The sequence below is a fragment of the Phytobacter diazotrophicus genome (genome assembly GCF_052061655.1).
Classification (GTDB): domain Bacteria; phylum Pseudomonadota; class Gammaproteobacteria; order Enterobacterales; family Enterobacteriaceae; genus Phytobacter; species Phytobacter diazotrophicus.
On sequence record NZ_CM125428.1, the window covers coordinates 4,668,718 to 4,683,953 of the forward strand.

General features: G+C 52.4%; 14 protein-coding genes. 7 read left to right on the forward strand and 7 right to left on the reverse strand.

The window, feature by feature from the left end:
- Nucleotides 1-94: 94 nt before the first annotated feature.
- From pyrH to rpsB, 3 genes are all read right to left on the reverse strand, one after another.
- Nucleotides 95-820 (reverse strand): UMP kinase, encoded by a 726-nt coding sequence (pyrH, locus tag ACS0RQ_RS22730; RefSeq protein ID WP_039078434.1) that lies wholly within the window; start codon nucleotides 818-820, stop codon nucleotides 95-97.
- A 146-nt stretch (nucleotides 821-966) separates the two neighbouring features.
- Nucleotides 967-1,818 carry a translation elongation factor Ts gene (gene tsf / locus ACS0RQ_RS22735; protein ID WP_039078433.1) on the reverse strand — a complete coding sequence of 284 codons (852 nt, stop codon included), beginning with the start codon at nucleotides 1,816-1,818 and terminating at the stop codon, nucleotides 967-969.
- Between the two features lie 139 nt (nucleotides 1,819-1,957).
- Nucleotides 1,958-2,683 (reverse strand): 30S ribosomal protein S2, encoded by a 726-nt coding sequence (rpsB, locus tag ACS0RQ_RS22740; RefSeq protein ID WP_039078432.1) that lies wholly within the window; start codon nucleotides 2,681-2,683, stop codon nucleotides 1,958-1,960.
- 376 nt (nucleotides 2,684-3,059) lie between these two features.
- On the opposite strand from rpsB, the gene map reads away from it, so the two are divergent.
- The 4 genes from map (at nucleotide 3,060) to ACS0RQ_RS22760 (ending at nucleotide 8,076) form a co-directional block, all read left to right on the forward strand.
- Nucleotides 3,060-3,851, forward strand: coding sequence for a type I methionyl aminopeptidase (map, locus tag ACS0RQ_RS22745; protein ID WP_039078431.1), 792 nt, complete (start codon nucleotides 3,060-3,062; stop codon nucleotides 3,849-3,851).
- A 183-nt stretch (nucleotides 3,852-4,034) separates the two neighbouring features.
- Entirely contained in the window at nucleotides 4,035-6,710 is a 2,676-nt protein-coding gene (glnD, locus tag ACS0RQ_RS22750; protein WP_271848855.1) for a bifunctional uridylyltransferase/uridylyl-removing protein GlnD, read from the forward strand.
- A 30-nt stretch (nucleotides 6,711-6,740) separates the two neighbouring features.
- Complete coding sequence (gene dapD / locus ACS0RQ_RS22755) at nucleotides 6,741-7,565, forward strand: 2,3,4,5-tetrahydropyridine-2,6-dicarboxylate N-succinyltransferase (RefSeq protein ID WP_039078429.1); 825 nt, start codon at nucleotides 6,741-6,743, stop codon at nucleotides 7,563-7,565.
- 121 nt (nucleotides 7,566-7,686) lie between these two features.
- Nucleotides 7,687-8,076: a DUF3461 family protein gene (locus tag ACS0RQ_RS22760; protein WP_039078428.1), complete on the forward strand. Its 390-nt coding sequence runs from the start codon at nucleotides 7,687-7,689 to the stop codon at nucleotides 8,074-8,076.
- A gap of 100 nt (nucleotides 8,077-8,176) precedes the next feature.
- On the opposite strand, the gene cdaR is transcribed toward ACS0RQ_RS22760, so the two are convergent.
- The 3 genes from cdaR to dgt form a co-directional block, all read right to left on the reverse strand.
- On the reverse strand, nucleotides 8,177-9,334 hold the full coding sequence (cdaR, locus tag ACS0RQ_RS22765; protein WP_039078427.1) for a DNA-binding transcriptional regulator CdaR: 1,158 nt from the start codon (nucleotides 9,332-9,334) through the stop codon (nucleotides 8,177-8,179).
- Between the two features lie 162 nt (nucleotides 9,335-9,496).
- Complete coding sequence (degP, locus tag ACS0RQ_RS22770) at nucleotides 9,497-10,945, reverse strand: serine endoprotease DegP (RefSeq protein WP_039078426.1); 1,449 nt, start codon at nucleotides 10,943-10,945, stop codon at nucleotides 9,497-9,499.
- Nucleotides 10,946-11,080: 135 nt separating this feature from the next.
- Nucleotides 11,081-12,595, reverse strand: coding sequence for a dGTPase (gene dgt, locus ACS0RQ_RS22775; protein WP_271848854.1), 1,515 nt, complete (start codon nucleotides 12,593-12,595; stop codon nucleotides 11,081-11,083).
- A gap of 108 nt (nucleotides 12,596-12,703) precedes the next feature.
- On the opposite strand from dgt, the gene mtnN reads away from it, so the two are divergent.
- The 3 genes from mtnN to ACS0RQ_RS22790 are packed head-to-tail and all read left to right on the forward strand — an operon-like array spanning nucleotide 12,704 to nucleotide 14,833.
- Complete coding sequence (gene mtnN, locus ACS0RQ_RS22780; RefSeq protein ID WP_271848853.1) at nucleotides 12,704-13,402, forward strand: 5'-methylthioadenosine/S-adenosylhomocysteine nucleosidase; 699 nt, start codon at nucleotides 12,704-12,706, stop codon at nucleotides 13,400-13,402.
- Nucleotides 13,395-14,195 carry a vitamin B12 ABC transporter substrate-binding protein BtuF gene (btuF, locus tag ACS0RQ_RS22785; RefSeq protein WP_271848852.1) on the forward strand — a complete coding sequence of 267 codons (801 nt, stop codon included), beginning with the start codon at nucleotides 13,395-13,397 and terminating at the stop codon, nucleotides 14,193-14,195. The genes mtnN and btuF overlap by 8 nt, the downstream gene beginning before the upstream one ends.
- 14 nt (nucleotides 14,196-14,209) lie before the next feature.
- On the forward strand, nucleotides 14,210-14,833 hold the full coding sequence (locus tag ACS0RQ_RS22790; protein ID WP_039078422.1) for a TRIC cation channel family protein: 624 nt from the start codon (nucleotides 14,210-14,212) through the stop codon (nucleotides 14,831-14,833).
- Nucleotides 14,834-14,882: 49 nt separating this feature from the next.
- Here ACS0RQ_RS22790 and erpA read toward each other — a convergent pair whose 3' ends face one another.
- The gene (gene erpA / locus ACS0RQ_RS22795; RefSeq protein ID WP_039078421.1) at nucleotides 14,883-15,227 is read right to left on the reverse strand and encodes an iron-sulfur cluster insertion protein ErpA; all 345 of its coding nucleotides are present in this window, start codon (nucleotides 15,225-15,227) and stop codon (nucleotides 14,883-14,885) included.
- Nucleotides 15,228-15,236 lie beyond the last annotated feature (9 nt).

Genomic DNA, 15,236 nt, shown 5'->3' on the forward strand with positions numbered 1-15,236 from the left:
TAGTCTCGTTCAGTACAAGGCACCGTGAAGATGCCTGACAGAACTGCTAAATAAATTAAGGCGGAATCTTACCCTTATTTGTTGCTTACGGGAATTATTCCGTAATCAAAGTGCCTTCATTTTCACCCATTACCACACGACGCAGTGCGCCCGGCTTGTTCATGTTGAACACGCGGATAGGTAATTTATGGTCGCGAGCCAGGGTAAAGGCGGCAAGATCCATTACTTTCAGTTCTTTATCAAGAACTTCGGTATAACTAAGTTGATCGTACATGGTCGCAGCCGGATCTTTTGCCGGATCGGCAGTAAACACGCCATCAACCTTGGTGGCCTTCAGTACGACATCCGCTTCTATTTCAATGCCGCGCAGGCAGGCAGCGGAATCAGTCGTAAAGAACGGGTTACCCGTACCGGCACTAAAGATCACAACACGATTGTTACGCAGCAGGCTGATCGCCTCAGCCCAGCTGTAATTGTCACACACACCGTTCAGCGGAAATGCGGACATCAGGCGGGCATTCACATAGGCGCGATGCAGCGCGTCGCGCATTGCCAGGCCATTCATGACCGTAGCCAGCATGCCCATGTGGTCACCCACCACGCGGTTCATACCCGCTTTCGCCAGGCCAGCCCCACGGAACAAGTTACCGCCACCAATTACCACCCCAACCTGAACACCCAGTTCAACAAGTTCTTTGATTTCTTGCGCCATGCGGTCAAGGATGCTTGCATCAATACCGAAACCTTCGGAACCCTGCAGGGCTTCGCCGCTCAGCTTAAGCAGAATGCGTTTATAGACGGGTTTTGCATTGGTAGCCATGTTTCTTTCCTGAGACTGTCAACAATTAGACGGGTTTAAATCCGGCGATATGATACGTCGCCTGTCAGCGCAAACACTATAGCGATCGGCTGATTTTACTCTGACGGGAACAAAAAGAAGCCGCCCTCAGGCGGCTGCTTTAACAATTAAGACTGCTTGGACATTGCAGCAACTTCTGCTGCGAAGTCAGTCTCAACTTTCTCGATACCTTCACCCACTTCGAAGCGGATGAAGTTAGTCACATCAGCGCCCTGCTCTTTCAGCAGTTGGCCAACGGTTTTGCTCGGATCCATAACGAAAGGCTGACCCGTCAGAGAAACTTCGCCGGTGAATTTCTTCATGCGGCCTTCAACCATTTTCTCAGCGATTTCTTTCGGTTTGCCAGACTGCATGGCGATGTCCAACTGAACCTGGTACTCTTTTTCTACCACTTCAGCAGACACGTCTTCTGGCTTAACGAATTCTGGTTTGCTTGCAGCGATGTGCATAGCCAGCTGTTTAACCAGCTCTTCGTCTGCGCCTTTAGCCGCAACCAGAACACCGATACGTGCACCGTGCAGGTAAGAACCCAGCACTTCGCCTTCCAGAGAAGCAACACGACGGATGTTGATGTTCTCACCGATTTTAGCAACCAGCGCTACACGTTCTTCTTCGAACTGTGCTTTCAGAACTTCAACGTCAGTGATTTTGCCTGCAACAGCTGCGTCCAGAACTTTGTTAGCAAATGCCTGGAAACCACCGTCTTTCGCAACGAAGTCAGTCTGGCAGTTAACTTCCAGAATGATACCGTAGGTGCCGTCGATCTTGGTGATGATCACGCCGTCAGCAGCAACGTTGCCTGCTTTTTTCGCAGCTTTGATTGCACCAGATTTACGCATGTTTTCGATTGCCAGCTCGATGTCGCCGTTAGCTTCAGTCAGTGCTTTTTTGCAATCCATCATGCCTGCGCCAGTACGTTCACGCAGCTCTTTTACCAGGGATGCGGTAATTTCAGCCATTCTTTATTCCTCGGGAGAATTTGACCTGCCCGGTTCGAAGAACCGCACAGATATGAAAGTAAAAAAGGGGCCTGAGACAGGCCCCCTAACCAAACTTGTAACTACCTGGTTAATAAGGGCTCTAAAAGAGCAAACCTTATTATTCAGCTTCTACGAAGCTTTCTTCCGCTTGGGTAGCCAGATCCTGAGAACGGCCTTCACGGACGGTCGCAGCAACAGCATTCAGGTACAGGGTCACAGCACGGATTGCATCGTCGTTACCCGGGATAACGAAATCAACGCCATCTGGATCAGAGTTGGTATCAACGATAGAGAATACCGGGATACCCAGGTTGTTCGCTTCTTTGATAGCAATGTGCTCATGGTCAGCATCGATAACGAACAGTGCGTCCGGCAGGCCGCCCATGTCTTTGATACCGCCCAGGCTGTTTTCCAGTTTCTCAAGCTCACGAGTACGCATCAGCGCTTCTTTCTTGGTCAGCTTGTCGAAAGTACCGTCCTGAGACTGAGTTTCCAGGTCTTTCAGACGTTTGATGGACTGACGAACGGTTTTCCAGTTAGTCAGCATGCCGCCCAACCAGCGATGGTTCACGAAGAACTGATCGCAGCTGTTTGCAGCTTCTTTTACCGCTTCGCTTGCAGCGCGTTTAGTACCAACGAAAAGGATTTTACCTTTACGAGAAGAGATCTTGTTCAGTTCAGCCAGAGCTTCGTTGAACATCGGTACAGTTTTCTCAAGGTTGATGATGTGAACTTTGTTACGCGCGCCGAAGATGAAAGGCTTCATTTTCGGGTTCCAGTAACGGGTCTGGTGACCGAAGTGAACACCAGCCTTGAGCATGTCGCGCATGGAAACAGTTGCCATGGTAAAAACCTCTATAGATAAAGTTGGGGTTAAGCCTCCACGTATCCCATATTACCGACCCCGAAGGGCACCCCGGAATATGTGCCGATACGTGTGTGTTATTACACAAAGTGAGATTTGGTCGCCTCAGTTCCGAAGAGGAACGGAAGTCCGGCGCGCTTTATACCATAAACAGGCGCCAGACTCCAATAATTGTTGGCGCTACGCACGGTACTGAACGATGAATTTCCTGTTACAGGGGCATTTCAGTACACGAGCGGCACGAAAGACGAAGTTCAGAATGATTCTCAATTTGGCACAGGACTCGTCAGACTGTTACCATTGACAGCACTTAGACTAGTATTGTCGAAAAATTCGACACTGATGGACAGAATTCATGGCTATCTCAATAAAGACTCCAGAAGAAATTGAAAAAATGCGCATCGCCGGCCGTCTCGCCGCCGAAGTGCTGGAAATGATCGAGCCGTACATTAAGCCCGGCGTAAGCACCGGTGAGCTGGATCGTATCTGTAATGACTATATCGTTAACGAACAGCACGCCATCTCCGCCTGCCTTGGCTATCACGGCTTCCCGAAATCCGTTTGCATCTCTATTAATGAAGTGGTTTGTCACGGCATTCCGGACGACGAAAAACAGCTCAAAGATGGCGATATCGTCAACATCGACGTGACGGTGATTAAAGATGAGTACCATGGCGATACGTCGAAAATGTTTATCGTCGGCAAACCCACTATTTTGGGCGAGCGTCTGTGCCGTATCACGCAGGAGAGCCTCTATCTGGCGCTGAGAATGGTGAAACCAGGCATCCGTCTGCGTACCCTCGGTGCAGCCATTCAGAAATTCGTGGAAGCGGAAGGTTTCTCTGTCGTCCGCGAATATTGCGGCCACGGTATTGGTCGCGTTTTCCACGAAGAGCCGCAGGTGCTGCACTACGATGCGGATGACGGTGGCGTGGTGCTGCAGGCCGGTATGACCTTCACCATTGAACCGATGGTTAACGCAGGCGATTACCGCATTCGTACCATGAAAGATGGCTGGACGGTAAAAACCAAAGACCGCAGCCTTTCCGCACAATACGAGCACACGATTGTGGTTACCGATACAGGGTGCGAAATTCTGACCCTGCGTAAAGATGACACTATCGACGCTGTGTTAACCGCCGCTTGATAGTATTTAACGGTCCGCGTCGCGGGCCGTTGTTTTCTCCCCCCGCCCCGCTCTACGTCATAGATATAAACGACTTTTCATTTCTCGTTATCTCTTCTAATTTGTCGCATATGTCTTCGCATCCCGAACGCTCTCTGGTTCGGCTATGTCGCGTCCTGCCTTCAACTTATGGGTGGCCTGTTAATGAGCAATACATTTTCTGAACAATTCATCAGTACGGTGAAACCCACCCTTCCGGGCCAACCGGACTATCCCGGGAACTGGCCACAGGACGAACTGAATTGCGCCTCCATCAAGGCGCATATCGATACATTTCAGCAATGGCTGGGGCATGTTTTTGACGCCGGCCTTTCTGCCGAACAACTGATAGAAGCCCGCACGGAATTTATCGATCAGCTCCTGCAACGCCTGTGGCTGGAGTATGGTTTCGGCGACATCGGCGATACCGCGCTGGTTGCCGTGGGGGGCTACGGTCGCGGCGAACTGCACCCGCTGTCGGATATCGACCTCCTTATTTTGAGCCGCACGAAATTGCCTGACGAGCAGGCACAAAAAATCGGTGAACTGCTCACGCTCTTATGGGATGTGAAACTGGAAGTCGGCCACAGCGTGCGTACGCTAAGCGAGTGTCTACAGGAAGGGCTTTCCGATTTAACGGTCGCCACCAACCTGATTGAATCCCGCCTGTTAATTGGCGATGTTGCCCTGTTTCTTGAACTGCAAAAGCATATTTTCAGCGAAGATTTCTGGCCATCGGAAAAATTCTTCCCGGCAAAAGTGGCCGAACAAAATGAGCGCCACCAGCGTTATCACGGCACCAGCTACAATCTGGAGCCCGATATCAAAAGCAGCCCTGGCGGCCTGCGCGATATCCACACCCTGCAATGGGTCGCACGTCGCCACTTTGGCGCAACGTCCCTGGATGAGATGGTTGGGTTTGGCTTTTTAACCGAAGCCGAACGCAACGAACTTAATGAGTGTTTGCACCTGCTCTGGCGTATTCGCTTCGCCCTGCACCTTGAACTCAACCGCTATGACAACCGTCTGCTATTTGACCGCCAGCTCAGCGTCGCTCAACGGCTGAATTACATCGGTGAGGGGAATCAACCGGTCGAGCATATGATGAAGGATTTCTTCCGCGTCACTCGTCGCGTGACCGAACTGAACCATATGCTGTTACAGCTCTTTGATGAAGCGATTTTGGCGCTCACCGAAGATGAAAAGCCGCGCGCTATTGATGATGAATTCCAACTACGCGGCACGCTGATTGACCTGCGCGATGACAATCTGTTTATCCGCGAGCCGCAGGCCATCCTGCGTATGTTCTACATCATGGTGCGTAACAGCAGTATCACCGGTATCTATTCGACCACCTTGCGCCATCTGCGCCATGCGCGACGCCACCTGACGCAGCCGTTGTGCTATATCCCCGAAGCGCGGTCAATATTTCTCAGCATGCTCCGCCATCCCGGAGCCGTGAAGCGTGGCCTGCTGCCAATGCATCGTCATAGCGTTTTGTGGGCTTATATGCCGCAGTGGTCGCACATTGTCGGGCAAATGCAGTTCGACCTGTTCCATGCCTATACCGTAGACGAGCACACCATCCGGGTAATGCTGAAACTGGAAAGTTTCGCCAGTGAAGAGACGCGGCAGCGCCATCCACTTTGCGTGGAACTGTGGCCTCGCCTGACACATCCCGAGCTTATCCTGATCGCTGCATTGTTCCACGATATCGCCAAAGGACGCGGAGGCGACCACTCCGTACTTGGCGCACAGGATGTGCTGAAATTCGCCGAATTACACGGCCTCAACTCCAGGGAAACACAACTGGTTGCCTGGCTGGTGCGTCACCACTTACTGATGTCTGTCACCGCACAGCGCCGTGATATCCAGGATCCGGAGGTGATCAAACAGTTCGCCGAAGAAGTACAAACAGAAAACCGTCTGCGCTTCCTGGTGTGCCTGACAGTGGCTGATATTTGCGCCACTAATGAAACCCTTTGGAATAGCTGGAAGCAAAGCCTGCTACGCGAACTCTATTTCGCCACGGAAAAACAATTGCGTCGCGGCATGCAAAACACGCCGGATATGCGCGAACGCGTGCGGCACCATCAGCTCCAGGCACTGGCGCTGCTGCGTATGGACAATATAAATGAAGAACAACTGCATCAGATTTGGGGACGCTGTCGCGCCAACTACTTCGTCCGCCACAGTCCAAACCAGCTTGCCTGGCACGCGCGGCATCTGTTGCAACACGACCTGAGTAAACCATTGATCCTGCTCAGCCCGCAGGCCACGCGCGGCGGTACGGAGATTTTTATCTGGAGTCCGGACAGGCCTTATTTGTTTGCCGCCGTCTGCGCCGAGCTGGACCGGCGCAACCTGAGCGTACACGACGCACAGATTTTCACGACCCGTGATGGCATGGCGATGGATACATTTATCGTCCTGGAGCCAGACGGTAGCCCGCTGTCGCCGGATCGTCATGACGCCATCGGCTTTGGCCTGGAACAGGCGATTACACAGCCCAGTTGGCAGGCACCGCAGCCGCGTCGTCAACCGGCAAAGTTGCGCCACTTTACCGTCGATACGGAAGTGAATTTCCTGCCGACGCATACAGACCGAAAAAGTTTCCTGGAGCTCATCGCGCTGGATCAGCCAGGGCTGCTGGCCCGCGTGGGCAAAGTGTTTGCGGACCTTGGTATTTCGCTGCACGGGGCGAGAATTACGACAATTGGTGAGCGAGTAGAAGATTTATTTATAATCGCGACTGCCGACCGGCGTGGCCTTAATAATGAGCTGCAAAAGGAGGTACAACAACGGTTGACAGAGGCCCTCAATCCAAACGATAAAGGGTGACGTGTTTTTTTATATGGAAAGAGTTTAACAATGCAGCAGTTACAGAACGTTATTGAAGCCGCTTTCGAGCGTCGCGCAGAGATCACCCCGGCAAACGCAGATACCGTTACCCGTGAAGCGGTTAACCAGGTTATTGCCCTGTTAGATTCCGGCGCGCTGCGCGTCGCAGAGAAAATTGATGGTCAGTGGGTCACTCACCAATGGCTGAAGAAAGCCGTGCTGCTCTCTTTCCGCATTAACGATAATAAAGTTATCGAAGGTGCGGAAAGCCGCTACTTCGATAAGGTACCGATGAAGTTCGCTGACTACGACGAAGCGCGTTTCCAGAAAGAAGGCTTCCGCGTCGTGCCACCCGCGGCGGTGCGTCAGGGCGCGTTCATTGCCCGTAACACCGTGCTGATGCCGTCTTATGTGAATATCGGCGCTTACGTCGACGAAGGCACCATGGTCGATACATGGGCGACTGTCGGTTCATGCGCGCAGATCGGTAAAAACGTTCACCTCTCTGGCGGTGTCGGGATTGGTGGCGTTCTGGAGCCATTGCAGGCGAATCCGACCATTATCGAAGATAATTGCTTTATCGGCGCACGTTCCGAGGTAGTAGAAGGTGTTATCGTTGAAGAAGGTTCGGTGATCTCCATGGGCGTGTACATTGGTCAGAGTACGCGTATTTATGACCGCGAAACGGGCGAAGTTCACTATGGCCGCGTACCAGCGGGTTCCGTTGTTGTTTCAGGCAACCTGCCGTCTAAAGACGGTAAATACAGCCTGTACTGCGCTGTCATCGTGAAAAAAGTCGATGCCAAAACGCGTGGTAAAGTCGGCATCAACGAACTGCTGCGCACCATCGACTAAGTCATACCCTCTCCTGATTCGGGAGAGGGTGACATATCCCGCCTTTTTTGCATTTCCAGGTGGCGAAAATAGATTTTTTCGTTAATTATTCATAGGTTATGTTGAGCTTAAGGGTACCGCTATGTACGATAATCTGAAAAGTTTAGGCATCACCAATCCTGATGAAATCGATCGCTACAGCCTTCGTCAGGAAGCAAACAACGACATTCTGAAAATCTATTTCCACAAGGACAAAGGCGAGTTTTTTGCGAAAAGCGTAAAGTTTAAATATCCTCGTCAGCGCAAAACGGTGGTCGCGGATGGTATCGGTCAGGGATATAAAGAAGTGCAGGAGATCAGTCCAAACCTGCGCTACGTGATAGACGAGTTAGATCAAATCTGTCAGCGTGATCGGACAGACGTGGATCTGAAACGGAAGATCCTGGACGATCTCCGCCATCTGGAAAGCGTTGTCGCGAATAAGATCAGCGAAATTGAATCCGATCTGGAAAAACTGACGCGCAATAAATAATGCGGGAGTGATGCATTCTGATGCCCTCACCCCGTCCCTCTCCTGGCTGGAAAGGGCGCAAACACTAAAAAGGCAACTCAGGTTGCCTTTTTGCTTTCATTTACCTCTGTTCATCCAGTTGCAGTGCTACATAAAGCAGCAACCTGTCGTCAAAGTTCCCCAGATCCAACCCGGTGAGTTCAGAAATACGGTTCAGACGATATTCCAGCGTATTACGATGAATAAACAACGCCTTTGACGTCGCCAGCGGCTGAACATTGTGGCGGAACCATGCAGAAAGCGTACGGCGCAAAAGGCCATTATTATCCATCGCTTTGAGACGCTGCAGAGGGCGGGAAAGCTCATTCGCCTGCCAGCCACCGCGTAAACTGTCGAGCAGCACCGGCAGCATCAAATCCTGATAGAAGTAACTACGGCTTTCCGGCATACGCTGTTTCCCCACCATCATGGTGGTGCGCGCAGTACGGTAGGAACGAGCGATACTGCCCGGCCCGGTAAAGTAGTTACCCAGCGCAACGCGAAAACGCAACTGACCGTTTTCTTTCATACGCTGAATCAGTTGTTCAACGCGCTTACGATGATCTTCGGCATCCCAGCGACCAAACTGATTCAGGGCCGGTTTAAGCACCACCATTTCGGTCAACGAGACAATCGCTATAAGGTTGTTACGCTCAGGCGTGGTCAGGGCATTTTGCAGTTGCTGGAGTTCCGCCATCGCGCTGTCCACCCCCAACTGCCCGCTATCGACCTCCACCACGGCAACCACACGCGGCTGATTTAAATCGATACCCAGACGCTGTGCCCATTCGGTGAGTGCTGGCGTATGCTCTTCTGCCTGAATCAGGTTCATTACCAGTTCTTCGCGCAGACGACTGTCCTGAGCCAGCAGGTGCATCAGCCGGGATTGTTCCAGCATCATTTCGGCGGTCATGCACACCAGCTCGCCATATTTGCGCAGCGACTCAGGCTCCCCCGTCAGGCCAATAACGCCGACGATTTCACCTTCCAGACGCAACGGCAAGTTGATGCCCTGACGGACTCCATGAAGGTGACGGGCCACCGCATCATCGATATCCACCACGCGCCCCTGCGCCAGCACAAGCAACGCGCCTTCGTGCAATTCCCCAATTCGCTCGCGATCGCCGCTACCAATAATGCGGCCACGAGCATCCATCACGTTAATGTTTGTATCTATGATGCGCATAGTGCGCGCCACGATATCCTGCGCCATTTTAGTATCAAGATGCCAGCCAGCCATGTAACCCTCCCGTGAGCAGAGCACAAGCATATGGGAGATAATTACGGTGCGCACTGTGCAAATGCACAAAGCAGGCGGTGGAAGTATGGAGTTGTGGAAGGCCTCACAAAATCTGAGGAGAGCGCCCTCTTCTCCCGGATGGAAGAAGAGGGCTTAAGCGGGTTACTGCATTAGCAGATAGATTGAAGTATCACCACGCTGAATATTCAAAGCAAGGACCGAAGGCTTGCTGTCGATGATTTTGCGCAACTCGCCAAGGTTTTTCACCGGTTGCTGGTTAGCCCCCACGATGATATCCCCTTTCTTAAGGCCAATGCGCGCAGCAGGCGTGTTGGCTTTCACCACGTTCACGACAACGCCCTCATCTTTACCATTGTTGCTCATTTCAGCGCCTTCAATGCCGCTGAAAATATTGCCGGACTCGACCTGATTCTGGCTGCTCTGCTGCAGTTCAAGGCTCACATTCACCGGTTTACCGTCGCGAACCAGACCAAGTTGCACTTTACTGCCGATAGGCATAGAACCCACTTCCGCACGCAGCGCGGCGAAGCTGCTGATCGGTTTGCCATTCAGCGAAGTAATCACATCACCGGCTTTCACACCTGCTTTCGCAGCCGCAGAATTTGGCATGACCTGGCTGACAAAGGCACCGCGCTGCGCATCGACTTTCATCGCTTTCGCCAGCTCAGAGTTCAGTTCAGTACCCATGATTCCCAGCTCGCCACGACGTACCTGGCCATACTGCACCATCTGCGCCGTCAGGTTTTTCACCATATTACTTGGGATAGCAAAGCCGATACCGATGTTGCCGCCATCCGGAGCGAGGATGGCGGTATTGATACCGATCAGTTCACCATTCAGGTTAACCAGCGCACCGCCGGAGTTACCCCGGTTGATCGCCGCATCGGTCTGGATAAAGTTTTCATAGTTTTCCGCATTCAGGCCGCTGCGACCCAGCGCAGAGACAATACCTGAGGTCACGGTTTCACCCAGGCCAAACGGGTTACCGATAGCGACGGTATAATCACCGACGCGCAGAGCGTCAGAGTCAGCCAGCTTAATAGCCGTCAGGTTTTTCGGATCCTGAATTTGCACCAGTGCGATATCGGAACGCGGGTCTTTACCAACGATTTTGGCATCGAACTTACGACCATCGCTCAACTGAACTTTGATAGAGGTCGCATTATCCACCACGTGGTTGTTTGTCACGACATAGCCTTTAGCTGCGTCAATGATGACACCGGAACCCAGGGCCATAAATTTCTGTTGCTGAGCGCCATCCCCCCCGGGGCCACCCTGACCGCCCGGAGCACCACCGCCCTGACAGAAAGGCGAACTCTGGAAGGGGGAACCGTCCTGGCAGAACGGGGAGTTATCACCGAAGAACTGCTGGAAATTCCGCGGCATACGCGGCGTATTAACCGTGGTGCTGCCTTCTACGTTAATACTTACAACGGATGGCATGACCTGTTCCAGCATGGGCGCCAGGCTTGGCATCTGCTGCGAAGTCGACACCGATGAGGCGGTTTCAGCAGCCATCACGGAAACAGGGGACAGCGCCAGGCTTAAAGCCAACGCCAGTGCACTCATTGCTAAAGTCGTTTTTTTCATGTCTCTCAATCTCTTTACTGGTAACGCAAACGGCTGTGTATGTATCACTCAGAGTCGCTTTATAGCGTGAAGTTCCGGGATTAAGTTTTTGGAAAAAGTAAAAATTTATTGTCCGTCTTTACAATTCCCAACCGATTATTCCACCGCCATCAAGCGGCGGTATTCATCCCATGCATATAAATCTGTCATTCCGCTGATATAGTCCTGGATGAGCCGACAACGGTGATAATATTCCATTATCGCGAAGTCGGTCCCTTCCCGGGATAATTTGCTCACAGCTTCAACGTAAGCCAGTCGATGGCGCGTAGATAACTTCTGGAACAAGCGTGATTCAATCGGCAAACGTCGCACGCGATCTTTTTCCACAAGCTCTGAAAAATCCGCCAGCGATAATTGCAGTAGCGGACGATAAATCTCCAGCAGCCCACTGATTACGCGATATCCCTGTAACTCCAGTTGTTCAACATCGGGATGACTAAACACCTCTTTAATGGCGACATTTTTATAAAGTTCAAGGAGCTGGCTATAATCGCTGTCATCTTCCAGCAGGGCGTGATTGAATTCTCCGCTGAATATTTGCGGTAGGTTTTCAATAAATCGCTGCGCGGCATAAGGCACAAGTTTATTTAAGGTATTTACACGTAAATACATAAAGAACTGATCTTCGGCGCTGCGGCTTAATGAATTTGCGCGGGATTTCTCCCAGGCGTTCTCCACTACCTGAGAGAACAACGAACCTTTACTGTGTTCACCCCAGGCGTCGTAGAGATGCTGATAGAGTTGCTCTGCGGTAAAAATGCGCTTTTCCACCGCATCTTCAAGGTCAGCAACGCAATAGGAAATATCATCAGCGGCTTCCATTATCCAGGTCAGTGGAAAACGACTGTAAGTATCAAGCTCAAGTTCTTTACGCAGCCGGGCGACATACGTCTCTTCGGAAAAATAAAAACCCGGCTTTTTCATTAAATAACTGTGGGTGGATGGCGGTGGACCACTCCACCAGGCAGGCCGGTTATATTTTAAAATACAGCCCACCTGTGCCCAGGTCAGATTCATGCGCATCAGGGTATGAACCAGACGAATACCCTGCGCATTTCCTTCAAAATGGCTAAGATCCTGGCGCACCTTGCGGCGTAGCGCATTGAGGGCATCTTCCCCCTCTCGCAGACGCAGCGCCACCACTTCGCAGCGATCATCCGTCAGCGGCTGGCTTGCAGCATCCTCTGGCGCCAGGCGCTGACGAAACCAGTCATTGATTGCCGCCTCGCCAAAATGACCAAATGGCGGATTACCAATGTCGTGCATCAGGCACGCCATCTCAACAATGCTTTCAAAAGGCCCGGTAAGTTCATCCAGGCCATAGGTTTCAAGCAGACGAAGCTCTTTCAGGCGGCTTAACACTTCTTTGGCGATGTAACGCCCAACCTGCTGCACTTCCAGCGAATGGGTCAACCGCGTGCGCACCGCCGCGTTACGCTCCAGAGGAAAGACCTGCGTTTTCTGCTGCAGACGGCGAATGGCCGCCGAGTTGATTATCCGCCCGCGATCGCTTTCAAAAATGCGCAGGATTTCGCGCTCAGTTTTCACGCCTTGTGGCGAACGGTAGCGACGATGCCAGTTTATTTTTTTGCGAAAATCGATCTCAGCCATTTCCTCTCCTGTCAGCGAGGCGTCACGGGGTATCATGCAATTGTGTATGCCATGATAGACTATGCCCTGTAAACGTAACCCTGTCTTATCACATTAGCGAGTATCTCCATGAAAATTGGCATTATTGGTGCAATGGAAGAAGAAGTTACGCTGTTGCGTGACAAAATCGAAAATCGTCAGACGCTGACCATTGGCGGCTGTGAAATTTACACCGGTACGCTGAATGGTACAGAAGTCGCCCTGCTGAAATCAGGCATCGGCAAAGTGGCCGCCGCAATGGGCGCAACACTGTTGCTGGAACGCTTCAAGCCGGATGTGATTATCAATACAGGTTCCGCTGGTGGTCTGGCGTCAACCCTGAAAGTCGGCGATATCGTGGTCTCTGACGAAGCACGCTATCACGACGCGGACGTCACAGCATTTGGCTACGAGTTCGGCCAGTTGCCCGGTTGCCCGGCTGGCTTTAAAGCAGATGAAAAACTGGTTACTGCGGCAGAAAGCTGCATTAAGCAGCTCAATCTGAACGCGGTTCGCGGTCTGATTGTCAGCGGCGATGCCTTTATTAACGGCTCCGTGGGTCTGGCCAAAATTCGCCATAACTTCCCGCAAGCCGTAGCCGTTGAAATGGAAGCAACCGCCATTGCGCATGTCTGCCATAACTTTGGCGTACCCTTTGTGGTGGTGCGCGCCATCTCTGACGTGGCCGACCAGCAATCCCACCTGAGCTTTGATGAGTTCCTCGTGGTTGCCGCGAAACAGTCCAGCCTGATGGTTGAGACACTGGTGCAGAACCTGGCACGTGGCTAAATATTTGTTCAGGGCGCTGGCCGCCCTGCTTATTTTTGCTTCGGCGTGGCTTAACGCCGCGCCGCGCGTGATCTCCCTCTCTCCTGCGAATACGGAAATGGCCTTTGCCGCTGGCATCACGCCTGTGGGCGTCAGCAGCTATTCAGACTTTCCCCCTGAGGCGAAAAAAATCGAGCAGGTTGCCACCTGGCAAGGGCTCAACATCGAGCGGATTGTGGCGTTAAAACCCGACGTCGTCCTCGCCTGGCGCGGCGGCAATGCGGAACGTCAGGTCGATCAGCTGGAACGGCTGGGTATCAAGGTGCTGTGGCTGGATTCGGTAACCATCGAACAAGTCGCAGAATCTTTAGCCGGGCTCGCACAATACAGTCCACACCCCAAACAAGCACAGCAGGCCTCAACTGAGCTGCTGGCCCAGTATCAGGCGCTGAAAAAACAGTATGCCGGGCAGACGAAAAAACGGGTGTTTCTGCAGTTTGGCGGAGAACCGCTTTTCACCAGCGGTAAAGGCTCGCTGCAAAACGAAGTGCTGGAACTGTGCGGAGGCGAGAATATCTTTGCCGCCAGCCGGGTTCCCTGGCCACAGGTGAGTCGTGAGCAAGTGCTGGCGCGCGAACCCCATGCGATCGTGGTAGCAGGAAATGTGAGCGAAATTCCTAAAATCGAACAATTCTGGCACAAACAGCTCGATATTCCGGTCATTCCGCTAACCAGCGACTGGTTTGAGCGCGCCGGTCCGCGTATTATCCTCGCCGCTCAACAACTCTGCCCTGCCCTGGCGCAGGTGAAATAACCGGGGATTAAACCATGCTCGTCTACTGGCTGGATATTGTCGGTACCGCTGTTTTTGCCATCTCAGGTGTGCTGCTTGCCGGAAAACTCCGGATGGATCCTTTTGGTGTGCTGGTATTAGGCGTGGTAACCGCCGTCGGTGGCGGCACGATCCGCGATATGGCGCTCGCCCATGGCCCTGTATTCTGGGTGAAAGATCCAACCGACCTGGTGGTGGCAATGGTCACCTGTATGCTGACGATTTTGCTGGTTCGCCAGCCAAGACGTCTGCCGAAGTGGGTGCTGCCAGTGCTTGATGCCGTCGGGCTGGCCGTATTTGTCGGTATTGGGGTAAACAAAGCGTTTATGGCTGGCACCGGGCCGCTGGTCGCAACGGGTATGGGGGTGCTGACCGGTGTTGGCGGTGGGATTATTCGTGATGTGCTGGCACGCGAAGTACCGATGATCCTGCGAACGGAAATCTACGCCACCGCTTGTATCATTGGCGGTATTGTCCATTCAACAGCGGCTTATTCTTTTGATGTACCGCTGGAAAACGCCGCGATGCTTGGAATGGTGGTCACATTGGGCATTCGCCTTGCCGCCATACGCTGGCATCTCAAGCTACCGACATTCGCGCTGGATGAGAATGGCAGGTAGCAAAAAGCCGTGTCACTGACACGGCTTTTTTGTGGCATCCGAACAGGGATCAGATGCTGAATGAGGATCCGCAACCGCAGGTGCTTGTTGCGTTCGGGTTGGTCACCACAAAACGGGAACCTTCCAGACCTTCGGTATAATCAACCGAACCACCCACCAGATATTGCAGGCTCATCGGGTCAACAACAAGGCCTACGCCCTGTTTCTCAATGGTCATGTCGCCATCGTTGATCTGGTCGTCAAACGTGAAGCCATACTGGAAGCCACTGCAACCGCCGCCCGTAATGTAGACACGCAGTTTCAGGTTCGGATTGTCTTCATCCGCAATCAGGTTTTTCACTTTACTGGCTGCTGCGTCGGTAAACTGCAGCGGCAGCGCTACATCGTCACTCATTTTTCGCTC

Bases quoted from the DNA above. Each gene is read 5' to 3' on its own strand.
- pyrH (WP_039078434.1), bottom strand. From the start codon at position 820: ATGGCTACCAATGCAAAACCCGTCTATAAACGCATTCTGCTTAAGCTG.
- tsf (WP_039078433.1), bottom strand. From the start codon at position 1,818: ATGGCTGAAATTACCGCATCCCTGGTAAAAGAGCTGCGTGAACGTACT.
- rpsB (WP_039078432.1), bottom strand. From the start codon at position 2,683: ATGGCAACTGTTTCCATGCGCGACATGCTCAAGGCTGGTGTTCACTTC.
- map (WP_039078431.1), top strand. From the start codon at position 3,060: ATGGCTATCTCAATAAAGACTCCAGAAGAAATTGAAAAAATGCGCATC.
- glnD (WP_271848855.1), top strand. From the start codon at position 4,035: ATGAGCAATACATTTTCTGAACAATTCATCAGTACGGTGAAACCCACC.
- dapD (WP_039078429.1), top strand. From the start codon at position 6,741: ATGCAGCAGTTACAGAACGTTATTGAAGCCGCTTTCGAGCGTCGCGCA.
- ACS0RQ_RS22760 (WP_039078428.1), top strand. From the start codon at position 7,687: ATGTACGATAATCTGAAAAGTTTAGGCATCACCAATCCTGATGAAATC.
- cdaR (WP_039078427.1), bottom strand. From the start codon at position 9,334: ATGGCTGGCTGGCATCTTGATACTAAAATGGCGCAGGATATCGTGGCG.
- degP (WP_039078426.1), bottom strand. From the start codon at position 10,945: ATGAAAAAAACGACTTTAGCAATGAGTGCACTGGCGTTGGCTTTAAGC.
- dgt (WP_271848854.1), bottom strand. From the start codon at position 12,595: ATGGCTGAGATCGATTTTCGCAAAAAAATAAACTGGCATCGTCGCTAC.
- mtnN (WP_271848853.1), top strand. From the start codon at position 12,704: ATGAAAATTGGCATTATTGGTGCAATGGAAGAAGAAGTTACGCTGTTG.
- ACS0RQ_RS22790 (WP_039078422.1), top strand. From the start codon at position 14,210: ATGCTCGTCTACTGGCTGGATATTGTCGGTACCGCTGTTTTTGCCATC.
- erpA (WP_039078421.1), bottom strand. From the start codon at position 15,227: ATGAGTGACGATGTAGCGCTGCCGCTGCAGTTTACCGACGCAGCAGCC.